This window comes from Xanthomonas sp. WHRI 7064 (genome assembly GCF_040202355.2).
Lineage (GTDB): Bacteria > Pseudomonadota > Gammaproteobacteria > Xanthomonadales > Xanthomonadaceae > Xanthomonas > Xanthomonas arboricola.
The window spans coordinates 1,567,258-1,587,733 of the sequence record NZ_CP167821.1; the positions used below are offsets into that span (position 1 = coordinate 1,567,258).

The window sequence follows — 20,476 nt, forward strand, 5'->3', positions numbered from 1 at the left end:
AGCACAACGCGATGACTCAACTGGTGGAACAAGCGACGACGGTCAGGCTGGATGTCTGGCTGTGGGCGGCGCGCTTCTTCAAGACGCGCAGCCTGGCCAAGACGGCTGTGGACAACGGCAAGGTGGACGTCGCCGGCCAGCGGCCCAAGCCCTCGCGCACGCTGCGCAGCGGCGAGCAGTTGCGCATCGACCGTGGTGGCGAAATCTTCGAAGTCACCGTTGCCGCGCTGAGCGATGTGCGCGGCCCCGCTCCGGTCGCACAGACGCTGTACGTGGAAAGCGATGCCTCACGCGAGGCCCGTGCGCAATGGCGGCTGCAGCGCGCCGCCGAACGTACCGGCTATCGCGCACCCGAGGGCAAGCCGGACAAGCGTGCACGCCGGCTGATCAACGCGCTGGGCGATATCGACGCGTTGTAGCACTGCGCGGGTTATTCGCTGCGAATCGACTGACGGAAATAAGAAACGCCTTGGCATCCGTCATGTTGTTCAATCAATAAAAACGGCGCTTCTCCATCGCGGGGAAGCGCCATTTTCTGTTGTGGTGCGCGATGTAGCCGGTGCAGAACCATCGATCAGAAGCTTGAGAACGGCTCACAAGACCTGGCCGGCTGGCGAGCGGTCGAGTGGTGGCGGTGTTGGTGCAAGCCGCACAGTATCCAACCAGCGCACGTCATGCTCTGCTCTTAACAAGGCACACCGACCATCTCGACGGGTCCTTGCCCGCCCACCGTCGCGGGACCTTACGCGGCATGGATGCCGCGTAAGAGCCTACAGGGACGTACTTGCGGCGTGTCCCGCGAGGGTGAGCGGGCAAGGGCCTTGCAGCCAAACCGCAGACCCGCCGCTCCACTGACGTCTTCCGTGCCGAGTCGAGCTCTTGCGTGTATTTCAACACCGCTGCAGGCGCACGCACGATGGCGTGCGCCTTGCCACTTACGCCAGATCGAAACGATCCAGCTGCATCACCTTGGTCCAGGCGGCGACGAAGTCCTGTACGAACTTCTCCTGTGCATCGGCACTGGCATAGACCTCGGCCACCGCACGCAGGATCGAGTTGGAACCGAACACCAGATCCACGCGCGTGCCGGTCCACTTGGCTTCACCGGTGCTGCGGTCGCGGCCTTCGTAGACCTCCTTCGATTCGGAGGTGGCTTTCCACTCGGTGCGCATGTCGAGCAGGTTGGCGAAGAAGTCGTTGCTCAGCACGCCGGGGCGGGCGGTGAATACGCCATGGCTGGAGTCGCCGACATTGGCGCCGAGCACGCGCAGGCCGCCGACCAGCACGGTCAACTCGGGCGCGGTCAGCGTCAGCAGCTGTGCCTTGTCGATCAACAGCGCCTCCGCGGGCACCGCATAGCGCTGCTTGGCGTAGTTGCGGAAGCCATCGGCCACCGGTTCCAGCACCGCGAACGATTCGACATCGGTCTGCTCCTGCGAGGCATCGGTGCGGCCGGGTGCGAACGGCACGGTGACGCTGTGACCAGCGGCCTGTGCGGCATGTTCGACCGCGGCATTACCGGCCAGCACGATCAGGTCGGCCAGCGAGATCTGCTTGCCGCCCGACTGCGCGCCGTTGAAGTCGGCCCGGATGCGCTCCAGCGTGCCCAGCACCTGTGCAAGCTGTTCGGGCTGGTTGGCCTGCCAATCCTTCTGCGGTGCCAGACGGATGCGTGCGCCGTTGGCGCCGCCACGCTTGTCCGAGCCGCGGAAGGTCGATGCCGACGCCCACGCGGTGGACACCAACTGCGCCACGCTCAGACCGGAATCGAGGATGGTCTGCTTGAGGGCGGCGGCGTCCTGCGCATCGACCAGCGGGTGGTCGACGGCCGGCACCGGGTCCTGCCACAGCAATTCTTCGCTCGGCACTTCGGTTCCCAGGTAACGCGAGCGCGGGCCCATGTCGCGGTGGGTGAGCTTGAACCAGGCGCGGGCGAAGGCGTCGGCGAACTGGTCGGGGTGTTCTTGGAAGCGACGCGAGATGGCCTCATAGGCCGGGTCGAAACGCAGCGCCAGATCGGTGGTTAGCATGGTCGGCCGATGCTTCTTCGCAGCATCGTGGGCGTCGGGAATGATGGCGTCGGCATTCTTGGCCACCCACTGGTGCGCGCCGGCCGGGCTCTTGCTCAGTTCCCACTCGAACTTGAACAGATGGTCGAAGAAGTCGTTGCTCCACTGCGCCGGGGTGGTGGTCCAGGTGACTTCCAGGCCGCTGGTGATGGTGTCGGCACCCTTGCCGCTGCCGTAGCGGTTGTGCCAACCCAGGCCCTGGCTCTCCAACTCGCCGGCTTCCGGTTCGGCACCGACGTTGTCGGCCGGGCCGGCGCCGTGTGTCTTGCCGAAGGTGTGGCCGCCGGCGATCAGCGCCACGGTCTCTTCGTCGTTCATCGCCATGCGTGCGAAGGTGTCGCGGATGTCGCGCGCGGCGGCGACCGGGTCGGGCTTGCCGTCCGGGCCTTCCGGATTGACGTAGATCAGGCCCATCTGCACGGCGGCCAGCGGATTTTCCAGATCGCGGGTGTGCGGCACTTCGCTGTCGTCGTCCTTCACCAGCACGCCGTGCGCTTCGTCCACGCCGGGCGAACCACGCGAATAGCGCTCGTCGCCACCCAGCCACTTGGTTTCGCGGCCCCAGTACAGGTCCTGATCCGGTTCCCAGGTGTCTTCGCGGCCACCGGCAAAGCCGAAGGTCTTGAAGCCCATGCTTTCCAGCGCGACGTTGCCGGTGAGGATCATCAGGTCGGCCCAGGAGATCGCCTGGCCGTACTTCTGCTTGATCGGCCACAGCAGGCGGCGCGCCTTGTCCAGGCTGACATTGTCCGGCCAGCTGTTGAGCGGTGCGAAGCGCTGCTGGCCGCGACCGCCGCCGCCACGCCCGTCGCCGATGCGGTAGGTGCCGGCGCTATGCCAGGCCATGCGCACGAACAGCGGGCCGTAATGGCCGAAGTCGGCCGGCCACCAGTCCTGCGAGTCGGTCATCAGCGCACGCAGTTCCTGCTTGAGCGCGGCCAGATCGATGCGCTTGAACGCCTCGGCATAGTTGAAGGTCTGGCCCAGCGGGTTGGACTTGCTCGAATGCTGGCTGAGCAGGTCCACGCGCAACTGCTTGGGCCACCAATCGCGGTTGGTGGTTCCGGTGCCGACGACGGCGTGATTGAAAGGGCACTTTGCTTCGGTTGTCATGGCAATACCTGTGTGCGTGAGCACTTGGGGAGCTGTGTGCCGAAACTGCGGACACGTGCTGGTGGAATCAAAAAGGTGGGCAATGCGTCAGCGGTGGTCATCGATCGAAGGCGCAGATGCGGCCGTGGGGTTATCAATAATGGTCGCCGGGTGTGCCGATGCTAGCGCCTGCCTGCAGGCGCCGGTATAGGTCGATATGCAGACTGTGACTGGCAGACAGACGCATCAGGCGGACTCATCGTGGTGGCGTGCGCACACGATAAGCAGCATCGATCGGTTGGGGAATTCGAATTATTCAACCATATCGATAGTGAGACGCTATGGATGGCACGCCGGTGCCAAACCGACCTGTGCCTGCGATCTCAGCGCTTGCCGAACAGGCTGCCGCCGAGCTTCATGACATCGCCCAGTCCAAGCTTTCCGTCGCCGTCCTGATCCAGCACGCTGCCCAGCACGCCGTTGATCCCGGTGTTGCTGCTGGAGCGCTGCTGTTCCTGCGCCAGGGCCGGGCCGAGCTGGCTGCTGGCAGCGGCATTGCCGCCGAGGAAGCGCTTGGCCAGATACGCCATCACGATGGGCGCCAGCAACTGCAGCAGTTGATCGGCCTTGCCGGTTTCCAGGCCGGTGGCCTGGCCCAGACCGGCGGCAGCCTGCGGCGCCCTGTCGCCGAACAGATGCCCCACGATACCGGCGCCATTGCCTTGCGCGCCGGTGGCCGAGCCGCCCAGCAGCGCACCGAACAGGCTGCCGATGTCCGGGCTGCCGGCATGATCGCGCTGCAAGGCACCCAGCAACGCATCGGTACCGCCGGCCTGCTGGCTGTTACGGCCCAGGGCGCCCATCAACAGCGGCAGCGCGGTCTGCACCGCTGATTGCGCCTGCTCGGGCGCAATGCCGAGCCGGCTGGCGAGCTGCTGCAATTGCGGGCCTTGCAACTGTGCGGCGAGTTGATCGGTCAACGAGGCGGACGTGGTCATGGGTGTCTCCGGTTGGACAAAACGTTGCCGCAGCGTGCGCCCGTCGCGCCAGCAGAGCAACACGGCACGCGTCGCACTGCAGGGCGAGGGCAGCGATGCCGCACAGGGGCAGTCAAGCCACTTCATCCGACAACAACACGGCAAGGGGTTGACCAAGCCCGCAAAGCATTAGAGCCAGGCAACTACGCTCTTACGATTCCCGATTCCCGATTCCCGATTCCCGATTCCCGATTCCCCAATCCCCGCCCTCAAAGCAACGCCTTCAACCGATACAAGGCTTCCAGCGCCTGCTTGGGCGTGAGTTCGTCCGGGTCCAGCGCCTGCAGCGCTTCCTGCGCAGCGGACGAGGGCGCGGTGAACAGGCCGAACTGTTGCGGGGCGTCCAATGCGGCCGGCGCCATCTGTGCGACATGGCTTTCGCCGCCGCGTTGTTCCAGTTCGGCCAGGCGATGACGCGCCTGGGTCACCGCGGCCTTGGGCAAGCCGGCGAGCGCGGCGACCTGCAGGCCGAAGCTGCGATTGGCCGGGCCGTCCTTGACCGCATGCATGAACACCAGGCGCTCGCCGTGTTCGACTGCGTCCAGATGCACGTTGGCGATGCCGCTGGCACCGCCGGCATGCGACTCGTCGGCCAGTGCGGTGAGCTCGAAGTAATGCGTGGCGAACAGCGTGTAGCAGCGGTTGGTATGCGCCAGGTGGCGTGCGACGGCATCGGCCAGCGCCAGGCCATCGTAGGTGGAGGTGCCGCGGCCGATCTCGTCCATCAGCACCAGCGATTGCGGCGTGGCGTGATGCAGGATGTAGCTGGTTTCGGCCATTTCCACCATGAAGGTGGATTGCCCGCGCGCCAGGTCGTCGCCCGCGCCGATGCGGGTGAGGATGCGGTCGATCGGTCCGATTACCGCGCGGCTGGCCGGCACATAGCTGCCGATATGCGCCAGCAGCACGATCAGGGCGTTCTGGCGCATGTAGGTCGATTTACCGCCCATGTTCGGGCCGGTGATGACCAGCATGCGGCGGTCGGCGTGCAGCTCCAGATCGTTGGGTTCGAACGGCTGATCGCGCACCGCTTCCACCACCGGGTGGCGTCCGCGTTCGATGTGCAGGCAGGGGGCGCTGTCCAGTTCCGGCTGCGACCAATCCAGTGCCTGCGCGCGTTCTGCGAATCCGGCCAGCACGTCGAGTTCGCTCAATGCACTCGCGCAACGCTTGAGACCTTCCAGCTCGCTGCCGAGTGCATCGAGCAGGCCTTCATACAGCAGTTTTTCGCGCGACAACGAGCGCTCGCGCGCCGACAGCACCTTGTCCTCGAAGCTCTTAAGTTCTTCGGTGATGTAGCGCTCGGCGTTGGTCAGGGTCTGCCGGCGGCTGTAGTGCAGCGGGGCCTTCTCGGCCTGGCCCTTGCTGATCTCGATGTAATAGCCATGCACGCGGTTATAGCCGACCTTGAGCGTGGCGATGCCGCTGCTGGCGCGTTCGCGCTGTTCCAGGTCGATCAGGAATTGATCGGCATTGGTGGACAGGCGGCGCAACTCATCCAGATCGGCGTCGTAGCCGGTGGCGATCACGCCACCGTCGCTGAGCTTGAGTGGCGGTTGTTCCGCCACCGCGCTGATCAACAGATGCGCGGTGGCATCGTGCTCGCCGAGTTCGGCATGCAGCGTCTGCAGGCGCGGCGAATCCAGCGGTGCGAGGATCGCGCGCACCTTCGGCAGCAGCGCCAGGCCATCGCGCAAGGTGGAAAAATCGCGCGGGCGCGCCGAGCGCAGCGCCACGCGGGTGAGGATGCGTTCCAGATCGCCCAGCGCGCGGAAGGCCTCGCGCACGTCGGCATCGGCGCCGCTGTCGATCAGGGTGCCGACCGCGTGGTGGCGCTGCACCAGTACCTCGCGCAGGCGTAGCGGGCGGTGCAGCCAACGCCGCAGCAGGCGCCCGCCCATCGGCGTTACCGTGCTGTCCAGCACCCCGAGCAAGGTGTTGCGGGTGTCGCCATCGACGCGCGTGTCCAGCTCCAGATGCCGGCGTGTGGCCGCGTTCATCGAGATCGCCTCGCTGGCCACTTCCATCGCGATGGAGGTTAGATGCGGCAGCCGCTGTTTCTGGGTTTCCTCGACATAGCCCAGCAGCGCGCCAGCGGCGGCGGTAGCGCAGGGCTTGTCGTCGATGCCGAAGCCGGACAGATCGTGCAACTTGAAGAAGGCCAGCAACTGGCGCCGGCCGCTGTCGGCGTCGAACAACCACGGTGGCCGCCGCCGCACGCCGACGCGGCCGCGCAGGAACTCCGGCCAGTTGTCTTCGTCGGGCACCAGCAGCTCGGCCGGTTCCAGGCGTGCGATCTCCGCTTCCAGCGCGTCCACGCTGTCCACTTCGTTGACCAGAAAACGCCCGCCGGCCAGATCGGCCCAGGCCAGGCCGTAACCTTGCTTGCTGCGCGCGATCGCCATCAGCAAGGTGTCGCGGCGCTCGTCCAGCAGCGCCTCGTCGGTGACCGTGCCGGGGGTGACGATGCGCACCACCTTGCGCTCGACCAGGCCCTTGGCCAGCGCCGGGTCGCCGATCTGCTCGCAGATCGCCACCGACTCGCCCAACGCCACCAGCCGCGCCAGATAGCCCTCGTAAGCATGCACCGGCACGCCCGCCATCGGGATCGGCGCGCCGCCGGAGCTGCCGCGCTGGGTCAGGGTGATGTCGAGCAGCCGCGCAGCCTTGCGCGCATCGTCGTAGAACAGCTCGTAGAAATCGCCCATGCGGAAGAACAGCAGCAGGTCGGGGTAGTCCGACTTGGCGGCGAAGAATTGCTTCATCAGCGGGGTGTGCTCTGCAGCCCCACCGGTGTTCTTGGTTTTTTCTTTTGTGTCAGTGCTTTGCAAGAAATGTTCTTCCGGGATGTGGCGGTCAATCAGGGTCGCCAGCGGCGAGTAACGGTGATTTGTTGCGAGGCTGTTGCGACGACCCTTCCAAACGAGATCAATCGATGTTGCGACGAAACGGACGAAGCGCTGGAATGGCACAGGATGTTGCGACGGATCCAGGAGCCGCCTCACGTCGGCGCAGGCTCAAGTTTAAGCCCACCCACCGACAAATCCTTGCGCTGGCGGTCGAGAGGGTGCCGGCCCTGGGTCCCGGTGGGCGATTGGCCATCGGGCCGGGGCCTTCAAACGTCCATTGCCGGATCGCTCAACGCATACCGCCGCTGTAGAAGATGAATCCGCGACATCGTCGCTAGTGCGCATGGCTGCCGGCTGGGCGTTCTGATCCCTGAGCGTATGGCTCGGTCAGCCCGAGCACTTGCCGCTACGTCATGACCTGTGGACTTCCCGCAAGTCAGTACCAGCCAAGATGAGACCTCTACGGTCAATGTTGATGACAAAACTTGGCAGGTGTTGACGCGCCGACGCTGTCGTGCGGTCCTTGTCGGTTGTCGTCGGCCAGCCAGTGTTCGTTCTGTTCGCAGAACGCGTTTCGCGTACGCAAGATGCAGCCATGCGAGCACCAACAACGCAGCGTGCGGCGCGGACATCAGCCGTCAAACGACGCATGCCCGGCTTGCTTGGCACGCTGTTCGGCGCTCGCCGCGCAAAGGCCCGCGTGTGCGCGGTGCATTGCACAAACCGCCTGCTGTTTTGGGACTCTTTCGCCTTTGGAAAAGCTAAGATCGAAACTTGTGCAAAGTCGGAGGCGCTAATGATCGATCGTCGTACCTTTCTTGCCACGGGTGTGGTGGCCGCCGCCAGCTTCAGTGCCTCGGCAGCTCGCATCGCGCAAACGCCACGCGCCAGCAGCCCCGCGCCGTGGGGTGCGGTGCCCAGCGCGCGACAGCTGCGCTGGCATCGGTGGGAGCAATACGCCTTCGTGCATTTTGCGATGAACACCTTCACCGACAAGGAATGGGGCTACGGCGACGAGGATCCGCGCAAATTCGATCCCAGCGATTTTTCAGCCGATCAAATTGTTGCTGCTGCCAAGGCCGGCAATCTGAAAGGGCTCATTTTTACGGCCAAGCATCACGATGGGTTTTGTCTTTGGCCGACGCGCCTGACCGAGCATTGCATCCGGAACTCGCCCTACAAGAACGGCAAGGGTGACATCGTCGGCGAAATGGCAGCGGCGTGTCGTCGCGCTGGCCTGGCGTTCGGCATCTACCTGTCCCCCTGGGATCGCAATCATGCCGAGTATGGGCGTCCCGGCTATCTCGACTATTTCCGCAAGCAGATCGTCGAACTCTGCACAGGCTATGGCGACCTGTTCGAGTTCTGGTTCGACGGCGCCAATGGCGGCGACGGCTACTACGGTGGAGCGCGCGAATCGCGCAAGATCGATGCGCCCGCTTACTACAACTGGCCACGGATGATCGAGCTGGTGCATCGGCACCAGCCGATGGCCTGCACCTTCGACCCGCTCGGCGCCGATATCCGCTGGGGCGGCAACGAGGACGGTATCGCTGGCGATCCGAGCTGGCCAACCATGCCCAATGCCCCGTATACCCAGGAAAACGGCAATTCCGGTGTGCGCGGCGGGGCGCTGTGGTGGCCGGCCGAAACCAATACCTCGATCCGCCCTGGCTGGTTCTACCATGCCGATGAAGACGGCAAGGTGCGCAGCCCGGAGAATCTGGTGCGCTATTTCGACACCTCGGTCGCGCGTGGCACCAACATGAACCTCAATCTTCCGCCCGACCGACGCGGCCGCATCCCCGACCACGATGTGGCGGTGCTGCAGAGTTTTGGCGACGCCATCCGCGCCAGCTTCGCCATCGATCTGGCCAGGGGTGCCAGGGCCAGTGCCAGCGCATCGCGTGGCCCCGGGTTCGAGCCGGCGCGCGTCCTCGACCGCCAGCCGGACAGCTACTGGTCCACGCCGAACGAGGTCACCACGCCGACGCTGACGCTGGAGTTGTCGGCGGTGCACAGCTTCGATCTGATCCGGCTGCGCGAGTATCTGCCGCTGGGCGTGCGCGTCACCCGCTTCGTGGTCGAAGCCGAGGTCGATGGGCAATGGCGGCGGCTGGCCGAAGCGCAGTGCATCGGTGCACAGCGCATCGTGCGACTGGATCGCCCGATCGCCGCACGCCGGGTGCGCCTGGTCGTGCTGGAGGCGCCGGTGTGCCCGGCGATCAGCGAATTCGCGCTGTTCCGCGCCATTGCGCCATTGCCGGTCGCGCGGCCGATCGCGAACGCGCCAGACGTGCTGTCCACCGCCGGCTGGCGAATCGTCGAGGCCAGCGCGCCAGGGGCGGACACGTTGCTCGACGACGATGCCAGCACGATCTGGATCACGCCCGCTCCAACGCCGGGCCATCCCGTACAGGCGACCATCGACCTCGGTGCGCTGCGTCAGGTTGCCGGTTTCAGCCTCACACCCTCGCGCACGGTGATGAACGGTGCGGCGCCGCCTAAAGGCTATCGCGCTGAAACCAGCGAAGATGGGCAGCACTGGCAGCCGGCTGGCGCTGGCGAGCTGTCCAATATCGCCTATGCGCTCTCGACCCAGCGCCTGAATTTTCCCGATGTCCGCCAGATCCGCTACCTGCGGCTGTCGTTCGCAGAGACGGCGGTGCCCGCCGACCGGTTGGCGATCGCGGGTATCGGTGCGTTCTCGCGCTTGCGATGAGGCTTGTGCTCCCGCGCCGCCATGCGCCGCGCGGGAGCACATCGTTGCGGTGATGCAGTGTCGCGGGCATGAGATGGATCAGGCGAAGCGATGCAGAGCGAAATCACGTGTTCGTATCACGCGGTGACCTGAATCTCGAACCGTGCTTGCACACCGCCGTTCCGGATGGCGCGCTATGGTGCGCGGCGCACGAGGCAAGCGATTCGGTTGGGTATGGAACAGAAACAGCAAGAGTGGATGCAGGCCGTGACCGAGGCGCTCAGCGACCTGCTGGCCGCACGCGTGGCGCAGGCCACGCTGCTGGAAGCGATGATGGTCTCGCATCCCGATCCGGTGATGCTGCGCAAGGCGTGGGACGAGCTGTCGTCCCAGCGCATCGCGTATGTGGCACAGAAAAAGGCGGTCGCCACCGATCCGCGGCCGATGGATGCCTACACGCTTGAGCAGTTCCAGGCGTGGGAAGAAAAGCTCAGCCGCTACTTTCCGCGTGCGCCGGATGCAGGGAGCACGGATGCGTGAACCGGCCCGCCAGCAATCCAGTCGCGCGACCTAGCGGCGGTGGGCCGGGCGGGTGTCGCCACTGCATGTCGCCTGCGCACGCGGGCGCAGGCGACTGACTGTGCCGGGAGCCGGTCATGGCTCCCGGCCCTGCGGTGGGTTGGTGCTGACATGGTTCCTGATGATCACTGCAGCCGCTGCTACGGCCTGCGTCAGGCCACCGATGCGCGCGGTTTGGCCTTGTCGGCATCCAGGCGCAGGGTGGCAGCGGCGAGGCCGGGTGCGGTGGCCTGCAAGACGATGCTACCGGCGCTGCGCGTGCTCTGCAGCAGGGCCGCACACAGTCCATTGAAGGCCTTGCGTTGCGACGCCTTGTCGTCCTCATGGCTGGCGGGGTCGCCGTTGCCCACGCCGATCAACCGCGCAGGGCCGCGCAGCGCGAACTGCACCAGGTTGTCGGCGGTCGGCACCAGGCGGCCCTGCGCATCGACGATCTCCACCTTGACCACCGCCACGTCTTCGGCATCGGCGCGCACTGCATTGCGGTCGCAGCTCAGGCGGATCGCTGCCGGCTTGCCGGCCGTCTCGCGGCGTTCGCTGAGCACCAATTTGCCGCCGCGATAGCCGCGTGCCTCGATCACGCCCGGTGCGTAGGCCACGCGCCATTCGACATGGCCGTAGGCCGGCACCTGCTGCAGGCCCTGGCTGACGCCGTTGACCAGCAGTTCCACCGCTTCGAGATTGCTGTGGCACCAGACCTGGACGCGGCCCTTGTCATCGGGCTGCAGCAGGCCGTCCCAGTTCCAGTGCGGGAACAGATGCAGCACCGGTTCGCTGGTCCATTGCGCGCGGTAATACCAGTAGTTGTCCTTGGGAAACCCGCAGCTGTCGAGCACGCCGAACTGCGAGGCGACATTCGGCCAGCGGTTGTAGGGCGTGGGTTCGCCGCGGTAATCGAAGCCGGTCCAGATGAAGCCGCCAGCGATATACGGGCGCTGCGCGACATAGCTCCACCAGGCTTCGGCGGTGCTGGCCCACCATGGGTGGTCGGTGTCGTAGGCGCGGGTGTAGCCGCGCGCGTCGTCGCGCTGGTAGTTGCCGCGCACCGACACGGTGCTGCCGGTTTCGCTGCCGTAGATCGGAATGTGCGGGTATTGCGCGTGGAAGCCATCCATCTGGCTGGTGCGATAGTTGAAGCCGACCACATCGACGACCTGGCCAACCCCATCGCCAAAGCCCTTGTCCATGGCGAAGGTGGTGGGGCGGGTGGGATCGAGCTGGCGCACGCGTTGCTGCATGCGGCTGACGATGCGCGCGCCGCGCTCGGTGACCTGCTGCGGCTCTTCGTTGCCGAGCGACCACAGGATCACGCTGGGATGATTGCGCCCGCGCCGCACCATCGTCTCCAGCTCGCCCATCGCCTCGGGGTCGGTGGACATGCGGCGGGTTTCCTCGATCACGAACATGCCGAGCCGATCGCATAGCGCGAGCAGTTCGGGCGTGGCCGGATTGTGCGAGCTGCGGTACGCGTTGCAGCCCATCGACTTGAGCTGGCGCAGGCGCCACTCGTGCAGGCTGTCGGGGATGGCGGTGCCGACGCCGGCGTGGTCCTGGTGGTTGTTGGTGCCGTGCAGCTTGAGCGGCGTACCGTTCAACAGGAAGCCACGCTGTGCATCGAAGACGGCCGTGCGCACGCCGAACGGCGTGACCAGCGCATCGACTGCCTTGCCGTCGCTGTGCACGCTGGTGGTCAAACGGTAGAGCTGCGGGGTGTCGATCGACCATAGCGCCGCTTCGCCGAGCGGCAGGGTCTGTTCGACGAGGTGCACCTGGCCGGGTGCAACGGTGATCGCGGTGCTGGCTGCCTGTGCGACGACGCGTCCATCCGGCGCGGTCACGCGCGCCTGCACCGTGCACTGGCGCGGGGCGCTGCCGTCGTTGCGCACCTCGGTGGACAGCTGCGCGGTGGCGGTCGTGCCTTGCAGCGTGCTGCGCACGAATACGCCGTCCTGCGGCAGATGCAGCGGGTCGGTCTTGTGCAACCACAGATGGCGATAGATGCCGGCGCCTTCGTAGAACCAGCCTTCGCCCAGCGTGGCATCCACGCGCACCGCGATCAGGTTGGGCTTGCCGTAGTCGAGCACCTCGCTGAGGTCGACCTCGAAGCCGCAATAGCCGCTGGCGTTGCGCCCGACGATGTGGCCATTGCAGAACACGATGCAGTCGCGGAACACGCCGTCGAACACCAGGCTGATGCGCTTGCCCAGATCGTCTGCGGGAATCTGCAGCACGCGGCGATACCAGCCCACGCTGGTTTCCGGAAAGCTCGTGCCCAGCGGTTTGTAGCCGTGCGCGGCGGCCGGATCTTCCTCGGTGATGGTGGCCGAGATCGGTTCCTGCCGGAAGGGCAGGGTGACGGCCCAGTCGTGCGGCAGATCCAGCAGTTCCCAGCCACTGTCGTCGAAGCCGAGTTGCGCGGCGGTCGCGGTGTCCTTGCCGGCCTTGGCGAAGCTGCGCTGGAAGGTGCCGAACTCGAAGTCGCGCGATGGGTCGCTGGCATGGCCCAGATGGAAGCGCCAGCCAAAGTCGAACAGCAGTCGTTCGCGCGGTGCCAGGGCTGCATCGCCGAGCGCGGCAAGCGGCGTGGCGGTATTACCTGCAGCTGGTGCTGCAGCGGCGATGGCGGGCAGCAACGCACCGGCCGTACCGACCGGGAGTGCGGCACTCACGCCGCTGGCGAGCATGCCGCGCAGCAGTTCGCGGCGATTGATGACCGTCATGGCTGGGTCCTCTTGTCGGTATCCGCAGCGTTGCCTTGCGTGCCCGCAGCAGGCTTGCTTGTCGTTGCAGGCACGCCGGTATACGGGTGGCGCATGAAATCGATCGCCGGCAGCACTTCATTGGCGTGCTTGAAGTCGAAGAAGCTGGCGTTTTCCCACGAGGAGCCGGTGCCCCAGTGTGTCTTGCAGCTGCTGCTGGTCCAAGCCGGCTCCCAGTACACGACGCCGGCGCCGCCGGTGTCGATCACCAGCTGGGTGAGATCGACCATGTAGCGGAACTGACCCTGCGGCGTGGCCGGGTAGCCGGGAATGAGCGAGTCTTGGCCGAGCAGATTGTGCGAGGTGTCGCCGGAGTCCAGCGTCCACGGATAGGCGGTTTCCACCACCACCACATCGGCATCAAAGCGGCCGCGCAGGCGCTTGATGGTCTTGCCCAGCTCGGCCATCGATTGGGTCGACCACTTGCGGTAGTAGCTGATGCCGATCAGATCGTAGTCGGTGACGCCGGCCTTGGTCGCGTCGGCAAACCACGGTTCCACATTCTCCGGCTGGGCGATATGCAGCATCACCCGCGGCTTGATCGTAGAGCGTGCGCCGATGTCGCGTACCGCCTTGATGCCGGCGTTGAACAGCTTGGCGTTGCGCTGCCAGTCGATGGGGCGCTTTTTGTCCCACGGCTTGCTGTCCATCAGATCGGAATTGCTTTCGTTGCCGACCTGCACCAGCTCCGGCATCAGGCCGGCACGGTCGAGCGCGCTGAGCGTGTCATAGGTGAAGCCGTACAGCGTGCGTGCCAGTTCATCGGTATCGGTGATGCTGGCCCAGGCTTTGGGAATCAGCTGTTTTTCGCCGTCGGCCCAGTCGTCGGAATAGTGCAGGTCCAGCAGCACCTGCATACCTTGCGCGCGTGCGCGTGCGATGGTCTTCTTGACGTCGGACAGGTCGCTGTAGCGGGTCCAGCGGGCATCGTTCCACAACCGCACGCGCACCAGATTGGCACCGTGCGCATGGAACAGTTCGAACGGGTCCTTGACCACGCCGTTCTCGCGGTATTGCACACCGCATTCCTCCATCTCGTTGACGTAGGACAGGTCCGCGCCCAGATACAGCGTGGCGGGGGCCGGGGCGGCGTGTGCGAAGGTGGAGATGGCCAGCGCGAGCAGCGCGGGCGTCCAGAGGCGGCGTGTGGAGCGCATGCAATTCCTCGACAGATGAAACGTGGAGCGGGTGACAGCCTGCCGCATGCGGCGGTGCCGTCGTGCGGGCGGTGCGCGCAATCACAACGTCAGTAACGTAGGCGATTGCGCACACCGTGCGCAGTGGTGGAGCAGGCGTGCAGCAGCGGTGTCAGCGGTGCTTTAGAACTTGTAGGTCGCTTCCAGCGAGTAGCGACGGCCGAACACCTGATAGCCGCCGTCGTCCTGATTGGCCAGACGGTTGGGCTTGTTGTCGGTGTAGGCGCGCAGCGGTTCGTTGGTGAGGTTGCCGGCCTGGAAGCGGAAACCGAGCTGCTTGCTGTACTGCCAGTTCAGGCTCAGATCCACCGTGCCTTCGCTCTGCAACCGTGCCAGCCGCGCCGCATTCCAGCCGTACACCACGGTGTAGGGGCTGTGGTACTTGTAACCCACGCGCGCTTCGAAGCTGCCGTTGCTGTACCACAGGTCGAAGGTGCCGGTCTTGCGTGCCAGCCCGCTCAGCGGCAGCGGGTTGTCTTCCGGCGAGAATTCCTTGAGGTTGGAATCGACCAGCGAGAAGTTGGAGTAGACGCCGAAGTTTTCCATGTGCGGGATGAAGTAGAACGGCGTCTGGAAGGTGAGTTCCACACCGTTGATATGCCCGCCGCCGCCATTGAACGGCGCGCTGACCAGGTAATCCAGGCCATTGATCACCTCACGGTCGGTGCGGTAGCCGATGCTGGAATCCACTTCCTTGCGATACACCGCAATCGCCGCCAGCGCTTCCTTGTGGAAGTACCACTCGTAGGACAGGTCGACCTGGGTGGCCTTGAACGGATCCAGTTGCGGGTTGCCGCCGCTGCCGGTGAGCTGGCCGACGGTGACGTTGGGATCGTCCAGGCGCCGGCCGGTGCGCAACTCGTCCAGCGGCGGACGCGCGATGACCTTGGCCACCGCAAAGCGCAGGATGCGTTGATCGTCGATCAGGAAGTTGACGGTGGCACTGGGCAATACGTCGGTGTATTCCTTGCTGTCGCTGCTGGCCTGCACGGTGGTGCCGACCGAATCGAAGCCGTCGCTGGTGGTCTTGGTGTTGACCAGGCGCACGCCGATATTGCCGGTGACATCGGTGCCGAACAGCTGCGAGCTGAACACCGCCTTGGCGAAGGCTTCGCGCACGTCTTCCTTGACGTTCCAGTGGTCGAGCAACTGCTCGTCGAGCGTGGCCGGGTCGAATCCGCCGAAGCCGATCTCGGCGATGGCATCCATGTTGCCGCCGGTCAGCGTGGGCACGTTCAAGTCCGGCATGGTGACCGGATAGATCAGGCCCTGGTACGCCGAGATCGGCTGGTCGTAACCGGACTGGTTGCCGATGAAGCGGCGGTTCTGCTTCTCGCGGCGCGCGGCGCGTGCGCCGAATTCCAGCGAGGTGAACGCCGCGGCATCGACCGGGCGGCTGGCGTTGAGCGCCAGCGCGGCGATCTTGTCGCGCAGCCCCTGCGGTTCGGTCTGGCCGGCGATGCCCCACTCGGGCGTGTCCGAGCTGGTGCTGATGGTGGGGGTGACGCTGCGGCGGAAATCGAACGAGACGGTGTCCGGGTTGCTGCCGAAGCGCACCGCCTGCCAGGTGTTGTCGCGCTTGGCCTGCGAGAACGACAGGTCGCTGCCCAGCGTCCACACATCGCCGCTCCACTTGGCGTTGAGGCCGCCGGCAGTGAGCGTCTTGACCTCGTTGTAGTGGCTGACCACATGGTCGACCTGCAGGTTCGAGTTGGCCAGCGTGCCGGCCACCACGTCGCCATCGACGATGGTGTAGGACGAGCCCGGCGTGGTGTACGGATTAGCGCCGGTCGAGAAGGTGCTGTAGGCCAGGCCGTTGAACCAGTTCTGCAACTGGTCCTCGTCGATTTCGATACGCGAATACAGGCCGTCGAACTTCAACTCGAAGTTGCCCGAGCGCCATTGCACCGTGCCTATCGCACCGGTGCGGGTTTGCTCGGTGAGCTTGAGCTGGTCGGCCGCGCCGAACGGGGTTGGGTCCACGCGGCCGTCGCCATCCACATCGCGCGAGGTGGTGGCATCGGTATAGCCCCAGCTGCCGATCGAGGAGTTGGAGTTCTTCTGCTTCTGGTAGGTGGCGCCGAGCGCAACCGCGAGGTTGTCGTTGATGTGGTGCACCCAGCTGGCACCGAAGCGGCTGCCCCACGGGGAATAGCCGTCCACGTCCTTGGCGTGGTCGTAGAACACCGGGCCGGCGGTGCCGACAAAGCCCGGGCCGGTGTAGTCCAGCGGGCTGATGGTGGAGATGTCCACCGTCGCGGCAAGGCCGCCGGCGACCAGGTCCGCCGACTGGGTCTTGTAGACCTTGACGGTGGAGACGATCTCGGTGGGAAACACTTCCCAGCGCACTGCACGATTGGGCTCGGAGGAGGCGATTTCGCGCCCGTTGACGGTGCCCATGGTCATGCGCGGGCCAAGGCCACGCACGGTGGCCAGGCTCTCGTTGCCGCGGTCGCGGGTGCCGTTGACGCCGGGCAGGCGCACCAGCGCTTCGGCCACGGTGACGTTGGGCATCTGACCCATGTTGTCGGCGGAGATCACTTCCATGACGTGATCGGACATCTGCTTGGCCTGCACCGCCTGGTTCAGGCTGGCGCGCTGGCCGATCACGGTGATGTTGTCGAGCGTGACCGGCGGCGCAGCACTGGTGGTGGCGTCAGTGGCCGGCGGCGCGGCAGGCGCGCTGTCCTGTGCCTGCGCACTGAACGCGGTGGCCAGCACGCAGGCGATGGTGGTGCAGAGGACGTCGCGCACGGGCGTGCGGCGCAGGCGCCGGCTGGCCAGGTGGCCGGTGTGGTGAACGGGCATCGTTTGATCCCTCCCAGGACAAAGTTACCGAATGGACTAGTAGCCGCTGGTGCGGCGCTGTGGCGCGGCTGCGCGTTGGCGTGTCCAACGCGGGCATGGCGGTTGTTGCGGTGTGGAGCTGATCGATCGTTTGCGTGACGCTGCGACGATGGTCGATCGCCTTGACGTCCCCCTGTCCTGCATGTGTCCGCTTCAGGGTAGAAGCGCAAGCCATTCCATTCCAATGAAGCATTTTGCGTGAGCTATCTCGCGTTGGAATGCTGCAGTGCAGCGGTAGCGCCTGCCTGGTCACAGTTGCGGAGTGAGTTGCCTGTACCGGCAACCAAGGTTGCTTGGTCGACGCGACGGAACCGGGTCTCGGACTAACGCGCGTGGGCAGATAACCGGGGCAACGCCGGAAAGGCGCGCTGCACGCAGTCGTTGCGTTCGCAGGTCAGGCATCCGGGGCCGATCGGCACCGCATCGTCCACCGCGTCCAGATCCCAGCCGCGCGCATACACCAGTTGATCGGCATGGCGCAGGTCACAGCCCATCGCCAACGCAAAGGTCTTGCGCGGGCGGCCATAGCCCGGCGCGCCGCTGCTGACCTGGCGCGCCAGCCAGAAGTAGCGCCGGCCATCGGGCATGCGCGCGATCTGGGTCAGGATGCGGTCGGGCTGGTTGAAGGCCTCGTAGACAATCCACAGCGGGCAGGCGCCACCGACATGAGAGAAGTGGAAGTCGGTGGCCGAGTGGCGCTTGGACACGTTGCCGGCACGATCGACCCGCATGAAGAAGATCGGCAGCCCAGCCGCGCCGCGCCGCTGCAAGGTGCTGAGCCGGTGGCAGACCGCCTCGAAGCCGACGCCGAAGCGATCGGCCAGCCATTCGATGTCGTAGCGCGAGCGCTGGGCGCTGCGCAGGAATTGGCCATACGGCATCACCAGCGCGCCGGCAAAATAGTTCGACAGCCCGATCCGCGACAACGCGATACGCTCGGCATCTTCGAAGCCGGCATCGGCGATGCGTGCGTCGAGCAAGGGCGCGCATTCCAGCAACGCCAGTTGCGCGGCCATCTGGAAGGCCTGCTGGCCAGGGCGCAGATGCGCGGGCAGCCACAGCACGCGCGCCTGCGTGTCCACGCTGCGCTTGTCGCTGTGCAGCTCGGGCGCATCCTGCACCAGCAGGCCGTGGCGATCGGCCAGGCGTTGGCGCAGCCGCAGCGGCAGGTTGTCCGAGGTCAGGCCGAGTTCGGCATACAGCGCTTCGGCGCGCTCATCCAGTTCCGGCAGATAGTTGTGCGCGCGGTTGAAGTAATCGCGCACCTGCTCGCCCGGCGACAGCGAGGGCAGTGCGGCATGGTCGGCGCCGATCTGTATTTCCAGTGCGGCGGTGCGCTCGAGCAGGTGCTGGTGAGCGCGGTGCAGGTCCAGCAGCGCCTGGGCCACCTGCGGCAGGTTGCCGGTGAGCACGCGCAGCTCTGCGGCCGAGAGGCTGTGGCCCAGGCTGCGCAGTGATTCGTCCAGCGGCTCGACCAGCGCGGCCGGGTCGTCCAGGTCGAGCAGGCCGTCCAGGTCGCCCAGCGCGGCCTTGAGCCGCTGCTGGATTGCCAGGGTCAGGGGGCGCTGGTTGCGCTCGATCTGGTTGAGGTAGCTCGGCGACAGCCCGAGCCGGCGCGCCAGCTCCGCCTGGGTCAGGCCGTGGCGCTGACGCAGCCGCTGCAGGCGCAGGCCGAGCTGGTGGCGGAGCGGAAGGGGCGACTGGGGCATTTGCAAGATTCGCAAAATAGTGGCGGCAGCTTAGCGCGATTAAGCAGTCTCGGGCTGGGAATGCCAGGTCCTGGTGCGAACAATGCGAAGCATCCGTAGCGACCTTCTGCGAGCGACCCTGCAATGAGTGATTCCGTCCCGCGCGTTTCCCTGTTGATCGACGGCCAGTTCGTCACCTCCGCCAGCACCCATTGGCAGGACGTGGTCAACCCGGCCGATCAGTCGGTGCTGGCACAGGTGCCGTTCGCCACCACCGGCGAAGTGGCCGCGGCGGTGGCGGCGGCCAGCCAGGCCTTCGTGAGCTGGCGCAAGACCCCGATCGGCACGCGTGCGCGCATCTTCCTCAAATACCAGCAGCTGATCCGCGAGCACATGCCCGAGCTGGCCGCGCTGCTCAGCGCCGAGCAGGGCAAGACCCTGGCCGATGCCGAAGGCGATGTGTTCCGCGGGCTGGAAGTGGTGGAACACGCCGCGGCGATCGGCAACCTGCAGTTGGGCGAGCTGGCCAACAACGTCGCCAACGGCGTGGACACCTATAGCCTGCTGCAGCCGCTGGGCGTGTGCGCGGGCATCACCCCGTTCAACTTCCCGGCGATGATTCCGTTGTGGATGTTTCCGATGGCCATCGCCACCGGCAACACCTTCGTGCTCAAGCCGTCCGAGCAGGACCCGATGGTGACCATGCGGCTGGTGGAACTTGCGCTGGAGGCGGGCATTCCCAAGGGCGTGCTCAATGTCGTGCACGGCGGCGAAGACGTGGTCAACGCGTTGTGCGACCACCCGGACATCAAGGCGCTGTCGTTTGTCGGGTCGACCAGGGTCGGCACGCACGTCTATCGGCGCGCCTCGCTGGCCGGCAAGCGCGTGCAATGCATGATGGGTGCGAAAAATCATGCCGTGGTGCTGCCGGACGCCAATCAGGAACAGACGCTCAATGCGATGGTCGGCGCCGCCTTCGGTGCGGCCGGCCAGCGCTGCATGGCGGCATCCACGCTGGTGCTGGTGGGCGAGGCGCGGCAATGGATTCCGGCGCTGGTGGCCAAGGCCAGGGGCCTGACCCTTGGCGCGGGCAATGCGCCGGGCACCGAGGTCGGGCCGCTGATCTCCTGCGCGGCGCGCGAGCGTGTGGAAGGCTTGATCGCCTCCGGTGTCGAACAGGGCGCCACACTGGAACTGGATGGGCGCGCGCCCAGCGTGCCGGGCTTCGAGCAGGGCAACTTCGTCGGCCCGACGATCTTCTCCGGCGTGAGGCCGGGCATGCGCATCTACGACGAGGAAATCTTCGGTCCGGTGCTGGTGATCCTGGAGGCGGCCACGCTGGACGAGGCCATCGCCCTGGTCAATGCCAACCCCAATGGCAATGGCACCGCCTTGTTCACCCAGTCCGGCGCGGCGGCGCGGCGTTTTCAGGAAGACATCGACGTGGGCCAGGTCGGCATCAACGTGCCGATCCCGGTGCCGGTGCCGCTGTTCTCGTTTACCGGGTCGCGTGCCTCCAAGCTCGGCGACCTGGGCCCGTACGGCAAGCAGGTGGTGATGTTCTACACCCAGACCAAGACCGTGACCGCGCGCTGGTTCGACGACGAAACGCTGGGCCACGGCGTCAACACCACCATTTCCCTCAAGTGACACGATCGC

General features: G+C 65.9%; 11 protein-coding genes and 1 pseudogene. 4 read left to right on the forward strand and 8 right to left on the reverse strand.

Annotated features, from left to right (window positions below; translation table 11 throughout):
* Nucleotides 1-11 precede the first annotated feature (11 nt).
* Nucleotides 12-419, forward strand: a complete 408-nt coding sequence (locus tag ABQY74_RS06750; protein ID WP_039528472.1) for an RNA-binding S4 domain-containing protein — start codon at nt 12-14, stop codon at nt 417-419.
* A gap of 516 nt (nt 420-935) precedes the next feature.
* On the opposite strand, the gene katG is transcribed toward ABQY74_RS06750, so the two are convergent.
* The 4 genes and pseudogenes from katG to ABQY74_RS06770 form a co-directional block, all read right to left on the reverse strand.
* Nucleotides 936-3,182: a catalase/peroxidase HPI gene (gene katG / locus ABQY74_RS06755; protein WP_349793929.1), complete on the reverse strand. Its 2,247-nt coding sequence runs from the start codon at nt 3,180-3,182 to the stop codon at nt 936-938.
* A gap of 362 nt (nt 3,183-3,544) precedes the next feature.
* Nucleotides 3,545-4,159 carry a DUF937 domain-containing protein gene (locus tag ABQY74_RS06760; RefSeq protein ID WP_349793927.1) on the reverse strand — a complete coding sequence of 205 codons (615 nt, stop codon included), beginning with the start codon at nt 4,157-4,159 and terminating at the stop codon, nt 3,545-3,547.
* A gap of 248 nt (nt 4,160-4,407) precedes the next feature.
* Nucleotides 4,408-6,963 (reverse strand): DNA mismatch repair protein MutS, encoded by a 2,556-nt coding sequence (mutS, locus tag ABQY74_RS06765; protein WP_308409837.1) that lies wholly within the window; start codon nt 6,961-6,963, stop codon nt 4,408-4,410.
* A gap of 356 nt (nt 6,964-7,319) precedes the next feature.
* A pseudogene (locus tag ABQY74_RS06770) lies at nt 7,320-7,517 on the reverse strand (hypothetical protein); the annotation flags it as partial.
* A 326-nt stretch (nt 7,518-7,843) separates the two neighbouring features.
* Between ABQY74_RS06770 and ABQY74_RS06775 the strand changes: the two are divergent.
* Together ABQY74_RS06775 and ABQY74_RS06780 are read left to right on the forward strand one after the other, a co-directional pair.
* Nucleotides 7,844-9,769, forward strand: a complete 1,926-nt coding sequence (locus ABQY74_RS06775; RefSeq protein ID WP_349793926.1) for an alpha-L-fucosidase — start codon at nt 7,844-7,846, stop codon at nt 9,767-9,769.
* A 165-nt stretch (nt 9,770-9,934) separates the two neighbouring features.
* On the forward strand, nt 9,935-10,288 hold the full coding sequence (locus tag ABQY74_RS06780) for a hypothetical protein (RefSeq protein WP_024938054.1): 354 nt from the start codon (nt 9,935-9,937) through the stop codon (nt 10,286-10,288).
* Nucleotides 10,289-10,479: 191 nt separating this feature from the next.
* Here ABQY74_RS06780 and galA read toward each other — a convergent pair whose 3' ends face one another.
* The 4 genes from galA to ABQY74_RS06800 all read right to left on the reverse strand — a co-directional run bounded on the left by galA (nt 10,480) and on the right by ABQY74_RS06800 (nt 18,838).
* The gene (gene galA / locus ABQY74_RS06785; RefSeq protein WP_349793925.1) at nt 10,480-13,047 is read right to left on the reverse strand and encodes a beta-galactosidase GalA; all 2,568 of its coding nucleotides are present in this window, start codon (nt 13,045-13,047) and stop codon (nt 10,480-10,482) included.
* Complete coding sequence (locus ABQY74_RS06790) at nt 13,044-14,243, reverse strand: arabinogalactan endo-1,4-beta-galactosidase (RefSeq protein ID WP_349793924.1); 1,200 nt, start codon at nt 14,241-14,243, stop codon at nt 13,044-13,046. The genes galA and ABQY74_RS06790 overlap by 4 nt, the downstream gene beginning before the upstream one ends.
* Before the next feature lie 162 nt (nt 14,244-14,405).
* Nucleotides 14,406-17,090: a TonB-dependent receptor gene (locus ABQY74_RS06795; RefSeq protein ID WP_349793922.1), complete on the reverse strand. Its 2,685-nt coding sequence runs from the start codon at nt 17,088-17,090 to the stop codon at nt 14,406-14,408.
* Nucleotides 17,091-17,452: 362 nt separating this feature from the next.
* Nucleotides 17,453-18,838: a short-chain fatty acyl-CoA regulator family protein gene (locus tag ABQY74_RS06800; RefSeq protein WP_349793920.1), complete on the reverse strand. Its 1,386-nt coding sequence runs from the start codon at nt 18,836-18,838 to the stop codon at nt 17,453-17,455.
* Nucleotides 18,839-18,961: 123 nt separating this feature from the next.
* Between ABQY74_RS06800 and ABQY74_RS06805 the strand changes: the two genes are divergently transcribed.
* Nucleotides 18,962-20,467 (forward strand): CoA-acylating methylmalonate-semialdehyde dehydrogenase, encoded by a 1,506-nt coding sequence (locus ABQY74_RS06805; RefSeq protein WP_065031849.1) that lies wholly within the window; start codon nt 18,962-18,964, stop codon nt 20,465-20,467.
* Nucleotides 20,468-20,476 lie beyond the last annotated feature (9 nt).